This window comes from Mycobacterium sp. (assembly GCF_040509115.1).
Classification (GTDB): Bacteria; Actinomycetota; Actinomycetes; order Mycobacteriales; family Mycobacteriaceae; genus Mycobacterium.
On the sequence record NZ_JBEVLO010000042.1, the window covers coordinates 1 to 21,219 of the forward strand.

General features: G+C 67.6%; 14 protein-coding genes. 7 read left to right on the forward strand and 7 right to left on the reverse strand.

What is annotated here, in order from left to right; genetic code table 11:
• Positions 1–10: 10 nt before the first annotated feature.
• Positions 11–2,308, reverse strand: a complete 2,298-nt coding sequence (gene aceA, locus ABW137_RS03435) for an isocitrate lyase ICL2 (RefSeq protein ID WP_526396901.1) — start codon at positions 2,306–2,308, stop codon at positions 11–13.
• A 173-nt stretch (positions 2,309–2,481) separates the two neighbouring features.
• Between aceA and ddaH the strand changes: the two genes are divergently transcribed.
• The 3 genes from ddaH to ABW137_RS03450 all read left to right on the forward strand — a co-directional run bounded on the left by ddaH (position 2,482) and on the right by ABW137_RS03450 (position 5,805).
• Entirely contained in the window at positions 2,482–3,246 is a 765-nt protein-coding gene (gene ddaH, locus ABW137_RS03440) for a dimethylargininase (protein ID WP_526396903.1), read from the forward strand.
• Positions 3,247–3,307: 61 nt separating this feature from the next.
• Positions 3,308–4,507 (forward strand): LmeA family phospholipid-binding protein, encoded by a 1,200-nt coding sequence (locus tag ABW137_RS03445; RefSeq protein WP_526396905.1) that lies wholly within the window; start codon positions 3,308–3,310, stop codon positions 4,505–4,507.
• A 122-nt stretch (positions 4,508–4,629) separates the two neighbouring features.
• On the forward strand, positions 4,630–5,805 hold the full coding sequence (locus tag ABW137_RS03450; protein WP_526396907.1) for a metallophosphoesterase: 1,176 nt from the start codon (positions 4,630–4,632) through the stop codon (positions 5,803–5,805).
• Positions 5,806–5,816: 11 nt separating this feature from the next.
• On the opposite strand, the gene ABW137_RS03455 is transcribed toward ABW137_RS03450, so the two are convergent.
• Positions 5,817–6,569, reverse strand: a complete 753-nt coding sequence (locus tag ABW137_RS03455) for an alpha/beta hydrolase family protein (RefSeq protein ID WP_526396909.1) — start codon at positions 6,567–6,569, stop codon at positions 5,817–5,819.
• Between the two features lie 157 nt (positions 6,570–6,726).
• Between ABW137_RS03455 and ABW137_RS03460 the strand changes: the two genes are divergently transcribed.
• Positions 6,727–7,164, forward strand: coding sequence for a VOC family protein (locus ABW137_RS03460; protein ID WP_526396911.1), 438 nt, complete (start codon positions 6,727–6,729; stop codon positions 7,162–7,164).
• A gap of 10 nt (positions 7,165–7,174) precedes the next feature.
• Here the strand turns inward: ABW137_RS03460 and ABW137_RS03465 are convergent, their stop codons facing one another.
• Together ABW137_RS03465 and ABW137_RS03470 are read right to left on the reverse strand one after the other, a co-directional pair.
• A complete protein-coding gene (locus tag ABW137_RS03465) occupies positions 7,175–8,476 on the reverse strand; it encodes a class-III pyridoxal-phosphate-dependent aminotransferase (RefSeq protein ID WP_526396913.1) in 1,302 nt (433 codons plus the stop codon).
• A gap of 97 nt (positions 8,477–8,573) precedes the next feature.
• A complete protein-coding gene (locus ABW137_RS03470) occupies positions 8,574–9,224 on the reverse strand; it encodes a GntR family transcriptional regulator (RefSeq protein WP_526396915.1) in 651 nt (216 codons plus the stop codon).
• A 151-nt stretch (positions 9,225–9,375) separates the two neighbouring features.
• Between ABW137_RS03470 and ABW137_RS03475 the strand changes: the two genes are divergently transcribed.
• The 3 genes from ABW137_RS03475 to ABW137_RS03485 all read left to right on the forward strand — a co-directional run bounded on the left by ABW137_RS03475 (position 9,376) and on the right by ABW137_RS03485 (position 13,107).
• On the forward strand, positions 9,376–10,398 hold the full coding sequence (locus ABW137_RS03475; protein WP_526396917.1) for a 1-aminocyclopropane-1-carboxylate deaminase: 1,023 nt from the start codon (positions 9,376–9,378) through the stop codon (positions 10,396–10,398).
• A 248-nt stretch (positions 10,399–10,646) separates the two neighbouring features.
• Positions 10,647–11,624: a GlxA family transcriptional regulator gene (locus ABW137_RS03480; protein ID WP_526396919.1), complete on the forward strand. Its 978-nt coding sequence runs from the start codon at positions 10,647–10,649 to the stop codon at positions 11,622–11,624.
• On the forward strand, positions 11,617–13,107 hold the full coding sequence (locus ABW137_RS03485; protein ID WP_526396921.1) for an amidohydrolase: 1,491 nt from the start codon (positions 11,617–11,619) through the stop codon (positions 13,105–13,107). Before ABW137_RS03480 ends, ABW137_RS03485 begins: the two co-directional genes overlap by 8 nt.
• A 26-nt stretch (positions 13,108–13,133) precedes the next feature.
• Here ABW137_RS03485 and ABW137_RS03490 read toward each other — a convergent pair whose 3' ends face one another.
• From ABW137_RS03490 to ABW137_RS03500, 3 genes are all read right to left on the reverse strand, one after another.
• Positions 13,134–13,973, reverse strand: coding sequence for a ChuX/HutX family heme-like substrate-binding protein (locus tag ABW137_RS03490; protein ID WP_526396923.1), 840 nt, complete (start codon positions 13,971–13,973; stop codon positions 13,134–13,136).
• Complete coding sequence (locus tag ABW137_RS03495; RefSeq protein WP_526396925.1) at positions 13,963–15,714, reverse strand: diflavin oxidoreductase; 1,752 nt, start codon at positions 15,712–15,714, stop codon at positions 13,963–13,965. The genes ABW137_RS03490 and ABW137_RS03495 overlap by 11 nt, the downstream gene beginning before the upstream one ends.
• 7 nt (positions 15,715–15,721) lie before the next feature.
• Positions 15,722–21,219: glutamate synthase-related protein (locus ABW137_RS03500; protein ID WP_526396927.1), on the reverse strand; the 5,498-nt coding region annotated here is incomplete at its 5' end.

Sequence of the window (21,219 nt, forward strand, 5' to 3'; positions counted from 1 at the left end):
GACCAATTAGCTAGTCCTCCTTGCGGATCAGCCGTCCGAGGGCCTCGCGGTCCGGGTTGAGCAGTTCCTCGATGCGCGGCTGGTTGACGTCGGCGACCACGATCTCGCCGACGTCCTCGTGTACGTTGCTGAAGATGCCGTGAGACTTCATCTTCTCGGTCTGGTAGACGTTGTCCTCGGTCGGTGTCACGTAGTAGACGGCGTCCGCCTTGAAGCGGTGCACCAACCACAGGTGGATCAGCGTCATCAGGCGCTTCTTTCGCAGCGGCTCGGCGAACGTGTTCTGGTCGCGCACCGTGAGGATGCTGCGCCCGTGCCGGTCGCGGATGGGGTCGACGAGCACGTTGGCCAGCAGCTCCTCACCGTCGTCCCTGGTGCCATAGATGCCGAGCTCGAGAACTTCGCCGCCCGCCCGTCGCGGCCGGAGCTGTACGCGCAACTTCTCACCCAGCTCGTAGTACTCGCTCCACATCGCCAGCCAGTCCTCGAGGAGCTTCTTCGGCACCTCCGTCTGAACCAGGTGCTGATGCTGGGTGGAGCCCTTGCCCATCGACTTGGTGGTCGCCGTGCGTCCGGACGATGCAGCCAGTGCGGCGTCGCTACGAGGTCCGCCCACCAGGGTTTGAGGCGTGCGGTAGGGCGACTCCACCAGGCGCATCTTTCGCTGCAAGCGGGCCAGCGCCAACATGCCGTCCTGCCGCAGCGCCGTGGCGAACTCCTCTGCGGCGACACCGTCGATCTGGTGACCGCCGTAGGTCATGAAGTTGAAGACGAAGCCCATCTTGCCGATTTCCTCCGGGAAGGCCCGCATCTCGTCGTCGGACATGCCGGTGGTGTCCCAGTTGAACGACGGCGACAGGTTGTAGGCCATCATCTTGTCCGGGTAGACCGCGTGAATTGCGTCGGCGAACTGCTTGGCGTCGGCGAGGTCGGCGGTCTTGGTCTCCATCCACAGAATGTCCGCAAAGGGCGCGGCGGCAAGGGATTTGGCGATCGCATAGGGTATTCCGCCGCGCACCTGGTAATAGCCCTCGGGAGTCTTGGCGCGCTCGCAGTCCCACGGCGCGTCCACGCCCAGCGTCCTTGCCTTCTCGCGGGCGGCGTAGAGCGAGGCCGTCGCGGCGAACGCGCGCCACTCGTCGGCCTTCATGTCCAGCGGCTCGCCCTCACGTTCGCGGAACGCGAGTAGCTCTGCCACCGCGTCGCCATAGGTCTCCAGGCCGGCGTCATCCTGCCAGGCGTCGACGAACTGCGACTCGACCTTGTCGAAGAGGTCGTCGACGGACTGGGCTCCGTCGCTCCGCCACGACGAGGCGGCCTCGGTGACGAGCTTGGTGATGCCATGGCGTTCCAGCCAGGCATCCGCGACCGCGTACTCGCCGTCGGGCAGGGCGTACAGGAGGTGACCGCGCAGATCGGTGACACCTGCGTCGAAGAAGCTGCGCATCAGGGCCAGGAAGCAGGCCTTGTAGGGCGGCACCTTCAGATTGGTCGCGCCGAGGATGAACGGCTGGTCGCGCTCGTCGGCGCGGCTCTCGATCAGGTTGGCCGCCTCGGCATCGGTACGGGCGACGATGATGCCGGGCACCCGCATGACGTCCAGCTGGAAGCGGGCGGTGTTGAGACGTTTGATCTGCTCGTCGGACGGCACCAGGACCTTGCCGCCCTGATGGCCACACTTCTTGGTGCCTGGCCGCTGGTCCTCGATGTGGTATCCCGGAACGCCTGACTCGACGAATCGGCGAATCAGGTTGCGCACGTGCGGGTCTCCGCCGTGCCCGGTATCGGCGTCGGCGATGATGAACGGCCGGTAATCGGTCGCGGGGGTCGCAGCGCGCTCCGCGTCACTCATGCGCAGCCGGAGGTACTGCTGGTTGCGGTCGGCGGTCAGCAGCGCGCGCACCAGGCCGGCCGCCTCGTCGGGTACCTGGCTCAGTGGATAACTGGCGAGGTCGGGCCCCGGATCCTCACTCAGCGAACCCTTGGCCGACGTGGCCCAGCCGCCGAGGTAGATGCCCTCGATGCCCATTCGCTTGATGGTCACGGCCTGTCCCGGCGAGTAGGGGCCGAAGGTGGTGATGCTCTTCTTCTCGGCGAAGAGCTCGCGCAAACGCGTGAAGAAGGCCGCCGCCGCGTCCCGCGCGACCGTGTAATCCGTCGGGATGGTGCCGCGCTGTTCGACGACCTGGCGGGCGGTGTAGAGCCGGACGATGCCGTCGAAGCGGGGACCGTCCAGGTACTGCTGGGTCTCGGTCAGGTCCTGCTCGAACGAGGTCCGTGTCTGTGAATCCGCATCGATGAGGGTCATGGTTTTACGGTACGGCGCGCGTTTGGTCGACGGTGACGAATCGGCGGCAAATCGGTCCATGCGCTGCAGACAGGCGGTCGACGAGTCCGTCGACACGCTCGCATCCCGCGATGGTTGACTGTCGGCGCGGGAACACCCGCGCTCCGGGTTGGATCCGAAAGTGGTGAGACGCCATGCCCGATCGTCCGTATGCGTTGGTCCGACGGCCTGCCGAGACCCTGGCCGACGGCATCGTCACGTTCATCGAGCGCCAGCCGGTGGACGTGGAACTGGCCAAGCGGCAGTGGGACGGCTACGTCGCGGCACTGCACCGCAGCGGCTGGCCCACCGTGGAGATCGACGGCGACGATGCGATGCCAGACTGCGTCTTCGTCGAGGACGTCGTGGTGATGTTCGGTGACCTGGCGGTCATCACGAACCCGCGGCAGCCGACCCGAAACCCCGAAACCGTTGCGGTGCAACGCGTCATCGACGAACTCGGGCTGGCGTCCACGGCCATCACCGAGGGAACGCTCGACGGTGGCGACGTCCTCACGGTGGGCTCGCAGGTCTACGTCGGCCTCAGCGGTACGACCGATGCGGCGGCCATTGCCCAGCTGGACGGGATCCTCGCGCCGCGCGGCTACACCGTCACCACGGTGCCCCTGACCAAGGCGCTGCACCTCAAGAGTGCGATCACGGCATTGCCCGACGGCACGGTCATCGGATACGAACCCGTCGTCGACGATCCGGACCTGTTCCCATCGTTTCTGGCCGTGCCCGAGGAACCGGGTGCCCACGTCGTGATCCTCGGCGAGGACCTGTTGCTGATGAGTTCGGCCGCCCCCCGCACGGCGGAGTTGCTCACCGATCGCGGCTATCGCCTGGAACCCGTGGACGTCTCGGAGTACGAGAAGCTCGAAGGGTGCGTGACGTGCCTGAGCGTGCGGGTGCGCTGAGGCGCAACGCGCGGGTGCGCTGAGGCACAACGTGCGGGTGCGCTGAGGCACAATCGGTGTGGTGACCACACCGCCGCAGGGCCCGCGTCGACCGGGCGATCGTGGCGATCCCGTCCGCCCCGATGCGCCGACGACGCGGCTGCCGCGTCGGGGTCAGCCGGACCCACCCACCCAGCCGACGCCTCCGCGCCCGCCGGACCCACCCACGCAGCCGACGCCGCCGCGCAGGCCCGAGCCGCCCACCCAGCAGATCCGACCCGCGCCTCGACCGGGCGACGCCGCGGCAACCGAGCGCATTCGACTCCGGCGCGAGCCTCCGCCCACGGAGCGACTGCAACGACCGGGCGACGTCGGGGCGACCCAGCGATTCCGACCGCCACCGCCGCCACCCCCGGCGCCGCCGCCACCCGCGCCACCGGCACCCCCACCGCCCGCACCCCCGCCACCCCCACCGAGGTCCGCCCCGCCGCCATCCGGCGGCGCATCCCCTCCTCCGGACGGCGTAGGTGACCAGCCCCCACCGAAGAAGTCCCGCACGTCCCGCCCGAATGACCCACGGTCGCTGATCCTCATCGCGCTGATCGTCGTCGCCGTGGTGGCAGGGGGACTGGCAGGCGCCGAGCTCTACGCCAGGCACCGCGCGGACAGTGTCCTGGTCGCGGTCACCGAGTGCGTCGTGCAGGACGACGCAAGCACCTCGATCGGCGTGAACCCACCCTTCCTCTGGCAGTACGCGACGAGCCACTACACCAATATCTCGGTAGCGACGGCGGGCAATCGAGTACAGGACGCCGACGGCATGACGGCGGACGTGACGGTCTCCGACGTGCGGCTGCAGGACTCCGGGGACTCCAAGGGCACCATCGGCTCGCTCGACGCGACGCTCACGTGGACTTCCGCGGGCATCAAGGACACCGTCGCAGCGAACCTGCCCGGTGTCGGGAGTCTGGTCACCAGTGTCACCACCGACGCCAACGCGGGCACCCTCGAACTGGAGGCAGGCGACATTACCGTCACGGCGAAGCCCGTCGTGACCGACGGCGATCTCGGACTCCAGGTCGTCAACGTGATAGGGCCGCTGGGTCAGGACGCCGTGCAGACCGCACTGGACGGTCTGACGGCGAAGTTGAATGCCCAGTACCCGTTGGGCATTCACGCCGACAGCGTGGAGGTGACCGCCACCGGGGTGATCGGAAAGTTCTCCACGGAGAACGCATCCATCCCGCGGGAGGACGGCGACTCCTGCTTCGCTCAGCTCTGATGGCGTGATCCGGGGCCACCCGTCGAGCCCAACTAGGCTGTCGGCATGAGTCGCGCATCCGCCCGAGCCACCGGGTGAACTTTCCGTCGCTAGGGTCCGCGCGGACGCACCGGCGGTAACCCGTGTTCATCGTCATTCTCAGCGCGGTGCTCGCGGCGATGCACCTGTACGTCTGGAAGAGGTTGATCAAGGACACCACCGGGCCCGGGCGCACACGGTGGGTGCTCTCCGCAGTGCTCGTCGCCCTAGCGGTGCTCCTGGTCGCGACGCTGGTGCTGCCCCGCGTCCTCGACGTGACCGAGCCGGGCTGGCTCGCCTGGTCGGGCTACCTCTGGTTCGGGCTGGTGGCCTATCTGTTCCTGACGTTGCTCGTCCTCGAGCCGGCCAGGCTGGTGTTGCGACGCTGGGCCCACCGCAAACCGCCGGACGTGCCGGATCGGCCCGAGGCCGAACCGGACTCGCTGAATCGGCGGGTGTTCCTGGCCCGGGCCAGCGCCGTCGCGGCGGGAGCAGCCTCGGTGGGCCTGGTCGGGGTCGGCGCGGCGACCGCCCTCGGCCCACCCGACGTTCTGCGGGTGCCCGTTTCCCTGCGGCGACTCGACCCGTCGTTCGATGGCTTCCGGATCGCCGTGGTGTCCGACATCCACCTGGGCCCGCTGGCCGGCCGCGCGCACACCGAACGGATCGTGCGGATGATCAACGAGGCGACGCCCGATCTGGTCGCGATCGTGGGCGACCTGGTCGACGGGACGGTCGAGGAGCTCGGGTCGGCCGCGGAACCCTTGCAGGACTTGGTGTCCCGAGAGGGCACGTACTTCGTCACCGGCAACCACGAGTACTTCGTCGAAGACACCTCGTCCTGGTTGCGTGAGCTGGAACGGCTCGGGGTGCGACCGCTGCGCAACGAGAACACCTCGATTCGCCGGGGTGCCGGGGCACTGCATCTGGCAGGCGTCAACGATCTCGCGGGTGAGTCCAGGTCCGACCCGCCGGACTTCGACCGTGCCCTGGCCGGGCTGGATGCGGCCCAGCCGACGATCCTGCTGGCTCATCAACCGGTACTGGTGGCCGACGCCGCCAGTCGCGGCGTGGACCTGCAGTTGTCGGGCCACACCCACGGCGGCCAAATGTGGCCGTTCCACTACCTCGTCAGGGCCGTGCAGCCGTCACTGGCAGGGTTGTCGACGGTCGAGGACACCCAGCTGTACGTCACGCGGGGCGCGGGATTCTGGGGCCCGCCGATCCGGGTCGGCGCGCCGCCGGACATCACGATCGTGTCGCTGCAGGGCCAGGGCTAGCCGGTTCGGCGTCACAGGTACGGGTCGGCCCAGGCGCTGATGATCCTGGCGGCGCGGGCGGCCTGGTTCTTGCCGGTCAGCAGGTGGTCGGCGCCTTCGAGCGACACGAAACTGCGGGGATGACGGGCGGTGCGGAAGATGTCGCTGGCGTTCGCGATGCCCACGGTGTTGTCGGTGGGCGAGTGCATGACGAGCAGCGCCCTGCGCAACTTCTTGATCTGCTCGTGGAGATTGGCCGCCCGGACGTCCTCGATGAAGTGCCGCTTGAGCGTCAGCGCCTTGCCGCCGATCGGGAAGGGCGCCTCGCCCTCTTCTTCGATACGCGCCAGCAGCGCGTCGTAGTTGTGCTCGACGTGGGCGGGTTGATACGGCGCGCCGACGCTGGCCACCGCGGCCACGGTGGGAAGTTCGTGGGCGGCGGCGATGGCGGCCGCGCCGCCGAAGGAGTGCCCGACAAGCAGACGGACCTCGCGGCCCGATGCGTTCATGAACTCGACGGCCCGCACGGTGTCAGCCACCTTGTGCGAGAACGAGCCGTCGCCCCAGTCGCCCTCGGAATCACCGAGCCCGAGGTTGTCGAAGCGGAGCATGCCGATGCCCTCGCTGGCGAGCTGCTTGCAGATCCGGCTAGCGGCCGGGCAGTCCTTGCCGAGGGTGAAACCGTGCGCGAACACCCCCCAGCCACGCACGTCGCCGGGCGGGAGATCGATGAGGCCCGATAGTGCCGGACCGGTGGTGCTGGTGAACCTGACGCGCTCTGCCACGCGGATCATCCTGACACCAGGGTGTCGGCCCAGCGCGCCGAGGCGTCACCTGGGCTGTGTTCAGCGGACACGACCGGTCCGGTAAGCGTGGCATCGTGCGTGTTGTTCGGCATCGTGTTGGACGGCATCGTGAACCGACGGAGAAGGGCAGGCGTTCATGGCTCGCGAGATTCAAGTGACCTTCGATTGCGGCGATCCGGCAGGGCTAGCCGGGTTCTGGGCCGAAGTGCTCGGCTATCGGATTCAGCCCCCGCCGGAGGGTTTCGACACCTGGGATGCCGCGCTGGCCGCGATGGACATCCCGCCCGAGGGCCGCAATGATGCCTCGGCCCTGATCGATCCCGATGGATCGGGGCCGAGGATCTACTTTCAGCGGGTGCCAGAGGGCAAGGCCGCCAAGAATCGGGTGCACCTGGACGTGCGCGCGGCCGACGGGCTGGTGGGGGAGGACCGGATGGCGGCGCTGGAACGGGCATGCACCCGGCTGGTCGCCGAGGGTGCGACCCGGGTCGCGCGGCACGAGCCCGCGCCACCGCTGCAGGGCGGCCACATCGTGCTGACCGACCCCGAGGGCAACGAGTTCTGTCTGGATTAGCGGTCGTAGCTCACGGTTCCAGGACCGTCTTCAGGGCGACGTCGAGGATGTCGAGGCCCTCGTGCAGCTCGGCCTCGGTGATCGTCAACGGCGGAGCGATGCGGAAGATCCCGCCCATGCCTGGCAACTGCACGATGTTCATGTGCAGGCCCCGCTCGAGGCACGCCGCGGTGACTCGGGCGCCGAGTGAGTCGGCCGGGGCCTTGCTCGCCTTGTCCCGTACCAGTTCGACGCCCTGAAGCAGGCCACGGCCACGGATGTCACCGACCTGTTCGTACCTGGTCTGCATGTCGGCTAGCCGCCCGTTGAGGTGTTTGCCGAGGGCCGCAGCCCTTTCGACGAGCCCGTCCCTGGCGACCACCGTCAGCACGGTCAGGGCGACGGCCGCGGCGAGCGGATCCGACACGTGGGTCGTAAAGAACAGGAAACCCCGCTCGTGGCAGACGGATTCGATTTCCTCACTGGTGACGACGGCGGCCACGGGCAGGCCTGCGCCCAAGGTCTTCGACAGCGTGATCAGGTCGGGCACCACCCCTTCGTGCTCGAAGGCGTACATCGTGCCGGTCCGGCCGATGCCGGTCTGGGCCTCGTCCGCGATGAGCAGCATCCCGCGTTCGTCGCACAGCTCCCTGAGCCTGCGGAAGTACCCCTCCGGAGGTTCGATGATTCCGCCGGACGACAGGATCGGTTCGATGAGGCAGGCCGCGAGGCTGCCCGTGGATTGCGCGTCGACACTCGAGAAGCCGTACTCCAGTTCTGTTTTCCAGTCGTAGGTACCGTCGGCATGCCGGAACGGCGACCGATAGGCGTTGGGCGTCGGCAGTGTCAGGTTGCCGGGGACGGGTGGCCCGTAGCCCCGCCGACCGGCGCTGAACGTCGCCGACGCCGCACCGGAGGTCATGCCGTGCCACGAACGGTCGAACGAGACGATCTCGTACTTGCCGGTGTAGAGCTTGGCCATCTTGATGGCGGCCTCGTTGGACTCCGCACCTGTGCTGAGCAACAGCACCTTGCTCAGCGTCGAGGGCAACGTACCCGCCAGCGTCGTGGCGAAGTCGACCATCGGTGTGCTGAGCATGCCGCTGTACAGGTGATCCAGCGTGGCGGCCGCGTTCGACACCGCGTGGACGACGTCGGGATGTGAGTGGCCGAGTACCGAACTCATCTGACCGGAGGTGAAGTCCAAGATTGCGGCCCCTTCGGAGTCATATACGTGACTTCCGTTGGCCCGGGTAATGATTCGCGGCACGAACGGCACCCCGTAGCGCACCAGGTGTTGTTGGGTATCGCGCCAGAACTTCTCGGTGCTCACGGAGCATTCCTCTCGTCTCGAAGTTTCCGTCGGGTCGTCGGGGTGTACAGCGAGTACCGTACGTCGCCGACGGGCCCGTCACTACCTGCTGGGTTCGCTACTGCGGATCCCATTGCAGCGTCAGCCAATTGAGTCGGGCCTCGCGGGCAGCGCCGTCGGCGTCACCGTGTTGGGCGAGGTCGACGATCTTGGCGTGCTGCGACACCGACGACCGGCCGGTCGACGACGAGAACCGCGTGCGCTCCATCCGCCGCAGTAGTGGCGTGTACTGATCGAGCACGGACCGGACGGCGGCGTTGGCGCAGAGGCCGATGGCCACGCCGTGAAACTCGTCGTCCGATGCGATGGCCCCCTCGACGTCGTTGGCACGCAGTGCCACTGCGAACCGTTCATTGGCGGTCCGCATGGCGGCGAGGTGGCCGGGCTCCAGAAGCGGTACCGCCTCGCGCACCGCCAGTTCGTGCATGGCCGCCACGACGGCCTGGGCGTCCGTCATGCTCCTCGCGTCGAGCGGGCTGACGATCGTGTAACGCCCGGGCCTGGTCTGAACCAGGCCCGCCGCATCCAGTCTGGCCAGCGCTTCGCGAATCGGCGTCCTGCTGACCCCGAGCCATTCGCTGAGCTCGGCGTCGACCAGTCGTTCCTCCGGCTGCAGGGTGCCGTCGACGATCGCTGCCCGGATGGCGGTGAACGCGTCGTCACGGAGCAACTGTCGCTTAGGCGCGGCACTCCGCTGCGGTACTGGCATGCAATATTTTGTCCCTGGTAGTGCGCATGATGTCAACACGGCAGACGCGAGCTGGGCATTCGTGCACCGTGTGGGACTGGTTCCCTCCCGCCTACATCTGCGATATATTGCGTATCGCCAATCGTAGCGACTGCCGAAGGAGTGCCACCCCATGCCCATCGAGGACTTCGAGCGGTACCCGCTGACCTTCGGACCGAGTCCGATTCACCCCCTGGATCGGTTGACCGCCCACCTTGGCGGCGCCCGCATCTGGGCCAAGCGGGAGGACTGCAACTCCGGCCTGGCGTACGGCGGCAACAAGACCCGCAAGCTGGAGTACATCGTTCCCGACGCGCTCGCACAGGGCGCCGACACGCTGGTCTCCATCGGTGGCTATCAGAGCAACCACACCCGTCAGGTGGCCGCGGTCGCGGCGAAGCTCGGACTCAAGGCCCGCCTGGTCCAGGAGAAGTGGGTCGACTGGCCTCAACTGTGGGAAAACGCCGCTTCGGATGAGAAGGTGGGCAACATCCTGCTGTCCCGCATCATGGGCGCCGACGTGCGGCTGGATCCCGCGGGCTTCGACATCGGCATCCGGTCGTCCTGGGAGGACGCGCTTCGCGAGGTTCGCGAGGCCGGAGGCAAGCCCTATCCCATTCCGGCAGGCGCCTCCGAGCATCCGCTCGGTGGACTGGGTTTCGCGAACTGGGCGTACGAGGTGCAGAAGCAGGAGGCCGAGCTCGGCGTCTTCTTCGACACGATCGTCGTCTGCACCGTCACCGGTTCCACCCACGCCGGGATGATCGCCGGGTTCGCCGGTCAGGACCGGCCCCGCACCGTCCTCGGCATCGACGCCTCGGCGACCATCGACAAGACGAGGGCCCAAGTCGCCAGGATCGCCAGGAGCACCGCTGAACTGATCGGCCTCGGCCGCGACGTTCGCGACGACGAGATCACCGTCCTTGAGGGCTGGGCGGGAGACCTCTACGGAATCCCGGTGCAGTCCACGCTGGATGCGATCAAGCTGTCAGGCCGGCTCGAGGGCATGATCATCGACCCCGTGTACGAGGGCAAGTCGATGGCGGGCCTCATCGATCTGGTCGGCGACGGGACCATCGCCAAGGACTCGAACGTGCTCTATGCCCACCTTGGCGGGCAGCCTGCGCTCAACGCCTACTCCGACCTGTTCGGCTGACCGGCACGGGCCCGCACCCCCGTGGGCTGGCCGATCCGCGGATTCCGCGAGTTCGACCTGGCTGCGCCCCGTGCGCAATCCCGTTGGCGGCGTGGATGCCGAGGGCGACGTCCTCGAGAAATCGGCACGCGCGGTGGTCGCGGATCCGCTGCCAGCGAGAAGCTCGTTTGTACAACATGATTCGATTGTCGGCGCGATGTCATCGAGGAACCAGTGGCACTGGAGCCGTTACTCGATAAGATAGTGACGTGCATTCGGTGGCGATCCTCGCGTATGACGGGATGTCGGGTTTCGAGTCGGGACTGGCGGCCGAGATCTTCGGCATGACCGAGCTCTCGGAGAGATTCTCCGCGGGAATCGTCAGACCCTGGTACTCCGTGAAACTGTGCTCCGAGCAGGCGGAGGTGCGGATGCTCGGGGGCGCCACCGTCCGCACCTCCTACGGGCTCGACGACCTGGCGTCGGCCGACACCGTGATCATCCCCAGCGTGCGCGACGTGGACGAACCCACGTCGCCCGACCTGATCGAGGCCATTCAGGTGGCCCATGAACGCAATTCCCGGCTGGTGTCGATCTGCTCGGGAGCCTTCGCGCTGGCTGCGGCGGGCGTGCTCGACGGCCGATCGGCGACCACGCACTGGATCTACGTCGACCTGCTGCAGCAGCGGTATCCGGAGGTCGACGTCGACCCCGTGCCGCTCTACGTCGACGGCGGCCGCGTCTTGACAAGCGCGGGCTGCGCCGCCGGCCTGGATCTATGCCTTCACCTCGTGCGCGCGGACCACGGATCGCACGTCGCCAACGACGTGGCACGACGCCTGGTCATCTCACCGCACCGCGCCGGGGGGCAGGCCCAGTACATCGACAGTCCGGTGCCGGAGCCCACCACCGACGGCCAGATCGCGGCCGGAATGGACTGGGCCCTGGCTCATCTCGACTCGCCCATCAGCCTCGACGAGCTGGCCGCGCAGTCCGCTCTGTCCCGGCGCAGCTATCTCCGCAGGTTCGCGAAGGCCACCGGAACCACGCCGATCAAGTGGCTCATCGCCCAACGGATTCAGGCCAGCCTCGCGCTGCTCGAGTCATCCTCGCTGTCGATCGAGCAGATCGCCGCTCGCGTCGGCTTCGAGTCGCCAGTCACCTACCGGCACCACTTCGTCCGCTCGTTGCAGACCACGCCGAGCGCGTACCGCAGCTGCTTCACGGCCGGTGCCGAGAGTGCCTGACCTACTGATTCGCCGGGCCCGACTCGTATCCACGCTGGCCGCAGGCGACCTCGCAGCCACCGATGCCCCGGTCGACGTATCCATCGTCGACGGCGTCATCGCCGACGTCGGGTACCAGCTCACGCGTCGACCCGGGGTGACCGAGGTGAATGCCGACGGCAGGTGGGTGATGCCCGGTCTCTGGGACAAGCACGCCCACCTCGGTCAATGGACCGCGGCCACCCGGCGTCTCGACTTCGGTGGTACCCGCTCGCCCGAGCAGGTACTCGCGCTGGTCTCCGCCCGACTCCGACAGGCGCCCGGGCAGCCAATCCTCGGCGCAGGGATGCGTGCCGGGCTGTGGCACACCGCGGCGAGCGTCCGCGCGCTCGACGTCGTCTCTGGCGACGTTCCTGTCGCGCTGGTGAACGCCGACCTTCACCACGCCTGGTGCAACACCGCCGCGCTCGACGCCCTGGAGTTGCCGCGGCGGGAGGGCGTTGTCGCAGAGGCCGAGTGGTTCGCCGCCTATCCGCGGCTCGATGCCATCGCCGGCTCGGCGACCGGCCCGTCTGCGTACCGCAGTGTGCTGCAAGACGCGGCCGCGCGCGGGATCGTCGGCATCGTCGACCTCGAGTTCGAGTCGCGGTGGGAGGACTGGGCCACCAGGTGGGAGCAGGGGTGCGACGTCGTACGGATCAGGTGGGGCGTCTATCCGGACGGGTTGGATGGCGTCGTGGCGGCTGGCTTGACGACCGGTGATCCGTTGCACGGCAGGCACTCTCAGGGACCCAATCTGGTCATGGGGCCACTGAAGATCATCAGTGACGGCTCGCTGGGCACCCGCACCGCATGGTGCTGCGACCCCTATGACGGCGAACCCGACAACTTCGGTGCCCGCAACCTCGACGACGTCGAACTGGCGACACTGCTCGAGCGGGCGACGGCCGCCGGCCTGCAGGTCGCTACCCACGCCATCGGCGACCGGGCGTTGACCCAGGCGCTCGACTGCTACGCGGCGACGGGTGCGCGCGGCTCGATCGAGCACGCTCAACTCGTCACGAAGGACGCCGTCGCCGAACTCGCCAGGCTCGGCCTGACGGCCAGCGTGCAACCGGCTCATCTACTCGACGACCGGGAGATCAGCGAGCGCGTCTGGCCGGACCGCACCTCGCGGTGCTTCGCACTCGGGTGGATGCGCGATGCGGGCGTCGACATCGCGTTCGGCTCCGATGCTCCGGTCGCCGCCCTCGACCCGTGGCTGGCGATCTACGCCGCGGTGCACCGCATCGACGACGAGGTTGCGCCGTGGCATCCCGAGCAGGCGCTCACCGTCGCAGAGGCGATCGCCTACTCGGTGGACCGGCGGGTCGTCGGTGTCGGCGCTCCCGGCGACGTCGTGCTTCTCGACGCGGACCCCATACAGGCCGAGCCGGCCCAACTGCGTTCGATGTCAACGGCTCTCACCGTCGTCGGTGGGCGGATCGTCCACGACGCCAGCTAGGGCACCGCGCTTCACGCCGGCTCGCATCATTCCTCGGCGGTCGGAAGCGACGCGGCAATGGCCTCCCACGCGTCGTGTACGTGGCTGCACATCGCGCCGGTCTGGGTGATGGCCGTGACCCAGCGATGGGAGTGATCGTACAGTTCGACCGTCGAGGTCCGGCCCGCCGTGCCGTGCGCCTGCGTAACCCAACACTCGGCGACCGCCACCGGATCCACCGCATAGCGGGCGGCGCCGAACACGGCCGCGACGTGCTCCCCGGCGTGCTCGACCATCGCGGCGCGGCCTCGGTGCAGTTGCACGCACCCACCGCCGGGAACGGCGATGGTGAAGGCCAGCCCCACCTCGGCGAGATGGGCCAGAAGAGGTGGGATCACGCGCGGGTCGATGCGACGGGCCCCCGCGAACGGGAGCACCCGGTAGCGCTCGGGCGTCATCGCATCGAGGTGGGTGATCTGATCGCCGTCCCGCCAATCGAAGGTGGACCAGTCAACGGGGGCAACGGGTGCCAGCCGCTGCGCGGGTGCAAGGCCGAGGGCCTCCACGACGAGTCGGTCCGACATCGGCGTGAGATACGCACGGTGCGTGCCGGATTCACCTGACATGGTCAAAGCACGTGGTGTGAGGAGCGTGTCGTGAATCAGACCCGGATGCATCCTCAGCCCGATGAGCTCCTCGCCGCACACCAGGGCCTCGCCGGGGAGGGCAGGGCGGGAGTACTCGCCGGTGTGGCTGAGCAGGGCGGCGTCGTTGGCGGTGCAGGACACGACGGTGCCGATGGCGGGGAGCGCCTCGGCGATCATCCTGGGGCTGGCGGAGATTCGCCTGGCCGGGCAGTTCTGGCAACGTCGGCCATCAGTACACATCGCGAACGTACCGCTTCTCTCGTTTCAGGGTGTTGACGTAGTCGGTGGCTTCCTCGCGACCGAGCCCGCCGTGTTCGACGACGACGTCGTGCAGCGCACTGTCGACGTCCTTGGCCATCCGCGTGGCGTCGCCGCACACGAAGAAGTGGCCGCCGTCCTCCAGCCATGCGAAGAGTTCCTTGCCGTGCTCGCGCATCCGGTTCTGCACGTACGTCTTTGGGCCACCTTCCCGCTCTTGGTCCCGCGAGAACGCGAGTTCCAGCCGGTCGAGCAGGCCGTTGGAGTGCCAGCTCGTGAGGTCCTCCTCGTACGTGTAGTCGTACTCGCGGTGCTGGTCGCCGAAGAACAACCAGTTGGCGCCCCTGGCCCCGCGGTGTTGACGCTCCTGCAGGAAGGCCCGGAACGGCGCGATGCCCGTGCCTGGTCCGACCATGATCATCGGGGCGTCGTCTTCGGTGGGCACGCGAAACGACTTGTTGGGCTGCAGGAATACCTTCGCGCTGCTGGCGCGATCGGCAAGGAAGGTGGAGCAGACCCCGCCCCGCATCCGGCCCGTGCTGTGGTAACGCACGCTGGCGACCGTCAGGTGGATGTGCTCGGGATGGGCCAGCGGACTCGACGAGATCGAGTAGGCCCGGTGCTGAAGCGGCTTCAGCAGCCCAACGAACTCCTCGAGGCCGAGCTCGTCGCCACCGATGCGCAGGATGTCCAGCACGTCCTTGCCGTACAACCAGCGATCGAGGGCGTCCTTGACCCCGCCGCGCAGGACGTAGGTGAACTCCTCGTTCTCGGCGCGGCTCTCCACCTCGCCGAGAAGGTCCTTCGACGGCGTGCTGATCTCGTAGCGGTGACCGAGGAGTTCACCGAGGGGCTCGTCGCCGACGAGCGTGTCGACCGAGACTCGGAAGTGGTCGGCGATGGCCTCGACTAGTCGCGGGTCGTTCTCCGGGATGACGCCCAAGGCATCACCGGCCTCGTAGACGATGCCGCTGTCGGCGAGGGCGAACTCGTAGTGGCGGATCTCCTTGCCCGACCCGTCGCGGGACAGTAGCCGGTTGACCGACAGCGCCGCGTCGAACGGATTCTTGCGCGTCCAGCCGGAGCGCGAGACCGTGCTGGGTGGTGGCGTGCTCGGGGTGCCGCTGGCGCCTGCCACGGTGACGAGGCTCCCCACCGCGCCCTGCACCCATTCGGCGGCGTGCGCCTCGTAGTCGACGTCACAGTCGGCCCTTGCGAAGATCCGGTTCGCGCCGAGCTGCTCGAGGCGGGTGTCGATCAACTTGCCCGCCTGGCAGAAGCCGTCATAACCGGTGTCGCCGAGGGCCAGAACGCTGAAAGACACCCCTTCCAATCTCGGGGCGACCGTCGAAGTCAATGCCTCCCAGAACAATTCGGCGTTGTCGGGCATCTCGCCCTCGCCGTAGGTAGAGGTGATGATGAGCACGTTCTGCAGGCCTGCGAACTCCTCGAGGGCGATCTCGTCGAGACCGCTGACCGAGACGTCGAACCCCTGCGCCTTGGCGGCGGCCGCGGCGTCATCGGCCACGCCCTCCGCGTTCCCGGTCTGAGTGCCGAACAGGATGCGCAGGGGTGGACGTGTCGTCACGACGTCGGCAATGGCAGGCGGCGGAACCGCCGTGGTCATGGCGAGGCGGGAATGCAGGCCCGCCAGGAAACCGGAGATCCAGGCTCGCTGGTCCTCGTTGAAGGGGGCGTCTTCGGGGATGTAGGCGATCTTCATGTGCTCTTCAGGTCGTCTGGAGGGAGGGGGTGGGCGCCGTGCTCTCGGACGAGGCGAGGTTGTCGACGACCGTGGGGATCGCCTGCATGGCGAACAGCTCCTCGAAGGAGGGCAGGCGGCCGATCTTGTCGACGTTCTTGGCGCTCTGGTACAGAATCCAGCCGTAGGTGCCCGGACTGTCCATCGACAGGACGTTGCGCCGGGTCAGGGCCTCCTTGTAGTCGGTGATCCGTTTGTTCGCGGTGAACACCGCGAGGTCTTCGTCGCTGAAGGGCTCGATCGCCTCGCGGGCATACCTCTGCAGCTTCTGGATGAGGAAGAAGTCCTCGGTCAGGATCAGGTTGCGTACGACCGTGCCGACTCGCGGATCACGCACCCCGGCGGCATCCGGCATCCGCGAAAGCGCAAGCTGCTGAGCCATGTTCAATACCGTGTAGGTGTTGAGCAGCGCAAACATCTCGTCGGTGTCGGTCTCGCCGTAGCCGGGGACCGACCCGCCGAGCACCTCACGGCCCTCGCGATAGGAGTGCTTGAACTTGGCCACCTGGTAGCCGGCCAGCGCTGCGGAGAGTTCGTCGAGCAGCTCCTTGCGCGTCTTCGCCGTCAGGATTGCGTCGGAGTCCTGGTACTGCAGCAGCGCCCGTGGCATTGCGTAGCAGACGTGTCGGCGAGTGACAGACCAGGCGTCGAGCAACGCCTTGGCCTTCGCCGATCCGGTGGCCTCGGCGTGCCACTCCAACATGGTCCGTGCGGCGACTTCGTGAAATGGGGCGTCGGTGATCGGAGCGACCAGCACCGAGTCGGCACTGACCTTCGACGGCAGCTGACCGGCCGGGTCGTACTGGTAGAGGAAGCCACCGCTCATGCCGTTGGCGACGCCCTTGCCGAACTCGCCGATGTTGAACACCGCGCCGTTGGTCATGTACTCGCAGAGGAACTCTCCGACACCCTCGACGACCGCGCTGGCACCGGAGTTTCGCACCGCGAACCTGTCACCCGCCTCGCCTTCGACGAACAATCGGCCGCCCGAGGCGCCGAACAGCGCGAAGTTGCCAATGAGTACGTTGCCGCCTGGGGTATCCGATCCGCCGCCGGGGGAGCGGACCACGATCGTGCCGCCGCACGCCCCCTTGCCGACGCCGTCGTTGCACGTTCCCTCGTGGGACATGGTCATTCCGTCGTTGCAGAAGACACCGTAGCTCTGCCCGGCCGACCCGGTCGTGGTGATCGCGACGCTGTCGGGAAGAAGGTAGCGCCGCCCCCGGTCGTCGGTGGCGATCGCGGATCCGAGCGCGGGGCCCCGGTCGGCCGGATGGTTCAGCCTCCGCTCGATGTCGATCGCCAACTGGCCGCCGACGCTCTTGTTCTGATTGCCGAGCCGGACCGCGGGCAGTCGGACGCCATCGAAGTCGGGTCGGCCCGGCACGTCGAGCCTGCTGGCGAACCCGTCGTCGATCGCGTAGTCCTTCTCCATGTAGATGGGATCGTCGACCACGAACACGTCGGCAGGGGCGAGCATCGCCCGCAGGTCGAGGGCACCGATGCGGGACGGATGGTCGAGCAGGTGCAGCAGATCGCTGCGCCCGCGGGCCTGGTGCAGCGAGCGCATGCCGAGTGTCGCCAGGACCTCGCGGACCTCGTGGGCGATGTTGAGTAGATACTGCGCCAGCGCGCGGGGATCGCCCTCGAACGCCTCGGCGTTGGTGGTCAGGCCGGCCGGACACTTGATGTTGCAGTTCTTGGCCATCACGCACTTGAGCATCATCAGGGCAGTGGTGCCGAACTCGTAGCTGTCGGCGCCGAGCAGCGCCGACTTGACCACATCGCTGGCGGTCTGGTGCGCACCCGAACATCGCAGCACTACCTTCTGCCGAATACCGTTGGCGCACAACGCCTGATGCACTTCCGCGACGCCGATCTCCGCGGAGCGCCCGGCGTACTTGAGGCTGGTGACCGCCGCGGCACCGGTTCCGCCGGTGTTGCCTGCCACGTTGATCACGTCGGCCCCGGCCTTCGCGACGCCGACGGCGATCGTGCCGATGCCCTCGGAGGACACCAGCTTGACGACCACCCGGACGCGGGCCGCCTTGCAGTCGTGAATGAGCTGCGCGAGGTCCTCGATGGAGTACGTGTCGTGGTGCGGCGGCGGGGAGACGAGTTCGACGCCGGGCGTGCCGCCTCTGGCGGCCGCGATCTGTACGGTCACCTTGGCGGCGGGCAACTGGCCGCCCTCGCCTGGCTTCGCGCCTTGACCGATCTTGATCTCCAGCTCCTGGAGCATCGGGTCGGCCAGATATCCCGCCCACACGCCGAACCGCCCGGAGGCGAACTGCTTGATCCGCGAGCCGCGGATGGTGCCGTAGCGCGTGATGTGCTCGCCACCCTCCCCGCAATTCGACAGTCCGCCAACCATGTTGGTCCCGTGTGCCACGGCCTCGTGGGCCGTCGACACCAGCGCGCCGTGGCTCATCGCGCCCGACGTCAGCGTGCGGGTGATCTCGCTGGCCGGTTGCACTTCGGCGAGCGGAATCGAGTCCGGGGCCTTGCGAAGCTTGCCGAGGTAGCGCCTGGCCTCGCCGCGCGCCCGCAGCCACAGCCGGTCGCCGATGATCTCCTGATCGACGATCTCGTCGCCGAACAACTCGACGAGAGCCTCGGCGAGCGCGCCGAGGCGCGCGGGCAGGTGTCCGAGTCGCATGGTGAACTCATCGCCGACCTGCACGCAGGTCACGCCGCGCACCTGAATGTCGTTGTTGCCGCGGCGCGCGAATTGGCCTATTTCCGAACGGAATTCGTCGGCCGTATGGAGGAAGTTGACGTCGGCGGGCAGCGCCAGCACGTCGCGCAGCGCGGCGGGGCGGCGGCTGCGCTCGGCGTTCATCGACCGGACGAAGTTGCGGTAGCCGGGCGTGATGTCGAAGCTGTTGATCGCCCGCGGGGACAGCTCGTCGAAGCTGGTGTTGCGGTAGGCGTCGTCGTGAAGACCGAAGGCACCTTCGAGCTGGTGCAGCGGCAGCAATCGCAGGAAGGCCGCATCGGCCATGTCCGGGTTCTCCGGCTTGGCGTCGTCGTCGAAGGCGATGGTCTCCTCGGTCATGTCGACGAAGCCGCGCACCGCCGTCGTGCCGTAGGAGTGGCCCGCGCCCTCAGCGCGCTCCTTGAACAGGCCCAGCAGGGGAACGTCCTTCTCGCCCGTCACATCCAGCGCGCGGGCGTGCCAGTCGGGAATGGTCTCGGCGATGGTGGCGAAGCCAACGCCAGCCACGGGGGAGACGACGTTGGGAAAGTACCGACGCAGGACCGGGTCACCGGTGTCGAGGTAGTTGGGCTCGAAGAACTCGCCGCCGATGTAGCTCTCCGCCGTACACAGGCCGACCTTGCCCATGGTCTTCATGAGCGACTTCTCGGCCGCCTTGGCGAAGTTCTTGAACGCCTTGGCGACGCTGGTTTCATCAGGACCGAACTTTTCCTCCGCCCGCATCTGGACCGCGAGCGGATAGACCGCCGACGCACCGAAGCCCAGCGCCGTGGCGATGTGGTGCGAGGAGCACAGCTGGCCGCTTTCCGCGATGATCGAGACCCGTAGTCGCAAGCCCTGTTCGATCAAGCGCTGGTTGATCGCCGAGACGACGAGTGTCAATGGCATGGCGGCGCGTTCGCGTTCGACGTGGCGGTCGGAGATGACCGCGATGCCGCCGCTGGCGCGTGCGAAGGTCTCCACGTCGTCGCACAGCGCGTCGATGGCGGAGACGAGCGCATCCTCGTTGGCGGCCAGATCGTCGAGGACGATTCGGTAGCGGATGCCGAAGCGTTGCACCGGGGTGTGAGGCTGCTCGCGGATCTTGAGCATGTCGAGATGGCTGAGAATCGGGGAGGGCACCACGATCTGCGGGGCGGGGGCGGCGCCGCTGTTGGGCTTGGCGCCGAGTGCGACCCGCAGCGTCATGCCGTCGGCTTCGCGGATGCTGTCCAGAGGCGGGTTGGTGACCTGGGCGAAGCGTTGGGAGAAGTACTTGGCGACACCACCTTCCTGATTGGACAGGGCGTTGATGGCGGCGCCGTAGCCCATCGCCGAGATCTTCTCCTGCCCGGTGGCGAGCATCGGGTCCATCAGGAACTTGAAGCTCTCCTGATTCAGCGAGTAGGCGACGTAGCGTTGATACCGGGTGAGGTCGCCGTGGTATCGCGCTGGCGAGGCCTGGTTCTCGGGAGGTACCGACGGCAAATCCGCGAGGTTGACGCGGGCCGCGCTCAGCATGGTGGCGTAGTCGTGGCGAGCGGCGAGCTTCTCCAGTGCCTCGGTGGTCGAGTAGGTGCGACGCTCGGCGTGGTCGTAGTACAGCATGCCGCCCGCCTCGATGCGGCCGCGTCTGATGACGTCCTCCGGCGGGAAGTAGACCTGCCCGGCTTCCGAGGTCACGCCAAGGTAATCGGCGGTCTCCACCGTGCGCAACGGCCGCAGTCCGAGCCGGTCCAGGCGGGCGCCGATGATGGTGCCGTCACCGAAGATCAGGGCCGCGGGCCCGTCGTTCTTCTCCTCGTAGAGGCTGAAGTACTCCAGCATGTCCCGGACCCCGGGCGACAGGGTGGTGTCGTTCTCCCACGCCGGGGGCATCATCGCCACCACCGCGGTGACCAGGTCGAGGTCGTCCTCGAGGACGCGGGTTTGCAGGGTCTGGTCCAGACGGCAGCTGTCGGACTGCCCGACGGGTCGGATGATCGCGCGGTTGCGGGCGAGTGCGATGGCGTTGTCCGAGAGTCGGTTCTTCTTGTCGGTGTTGAGTTCACCGTTGTGGGCCATGAGCCGGAAGGGTTGCGCCATCGTGGCGTTGGGTGCCGTGTTGGTCGAGAAGCGGGTGTGGAAGAACATCGAGTGCACTTCCATGCGCGGATCGGACAGGTCCCTGAAGTACGGCACCACCTCGCCCGAGTTCAGCCGGCCCTTGAGCACCTGGGTACGCGCGCTCAGGGAGAGCGGATAGAGCCCGAGCAGTTCGGGGCGGGTGTAGGCGACGGATTCGATCACCATCAGCACGTCGTGGATCTTGCGATCGGAGGTCTTGTCGTTGGAGTCGACGAGGAACACCCACTGCCGGATGGGGAGTTGGTACTTGACGGCCGCCGGACGGATTGCCGAATCGTCAACGGGCACATCACGTTTGAGCACGACATCGAAACCCTGTGCAAGTAGGGCGTCCTCGATCACCGCCTCGGCTTCGCGGTGGAACGCCGGATTGCTTGGCAGGAAGAAATTTCCGACGCCGAACCGTCCCAGCTGCAGATCTGGCCTGCCGGTCAGTTCGGCGAAGAAACGCAACGAAAGATCGAGGTTGACCCCCGCACCGTCGCCGACGCCCTCCGAGGACATGCCACCGCGGTGCGGGACGGCGCACAGCGCCTCGTGCAGCTTGCGGATGACCTCCTGGGTCTGGACGCCGTCCTTTCGGGTGAGGAAACCGACACCGCAGCTATCCTTCTCCCGATCCGGGTCGTACAGTCCGTTCA

Excerpts from the sequence above, each read along its gene's own strand:
- aceA (WP_526396901.1), bottom strand. The coding sequence starts at position 2,308 with ATGACCCTCATCGATGCGGATTCACAGACACGGACCTCGTTCGAGCAG.
- ddaH (WP_526396903.1), top strand. The coding sequence starts at position 2,482 with ATGCCCGATCGTCCGTATGCGTTGGTCCGACGGCCTGCCGAGACCCTG.
- ABW137_RS03460 (WP_526396911.1), top strand. The coding sequence starts at position 6,727 with ATGGCTCGCGAGATTCAAGTGACCTTCGATTGCGGCGATCCGGCAGGG.
- ABW137_RS03470 (WP_526396915.1), bottom strand. The coding sequence starts at position 9,224 with ATGCCAGTACCGCAGCGGAGTGCCGCGCCTAAGCGACAGTTGCTCCGT.
- ABW137_RS03475 (WP_526396917.1), top strand. The coding sequence starts at position 9,376 with ATGCCCATCGAGGACTTCGAGCGGTACCCGCTGACCTTCGGACCGAGT.
- ABW137_RS03490 (WP_526396923.1), bottom strand. The coding sequence starts at position 13,973 with ATGTGTACTGATGGCCGACGTTGCCAGAACTGCCCGGCCAGGCGAATC.
- ABW137_RS03495 (WP_526396925.1), bottom strand. The coding sequence starts at position 15,714 with ATGAAGATCGCCTACATCCCCGAAGACGCCCCCTTCAACGAGGACCAG.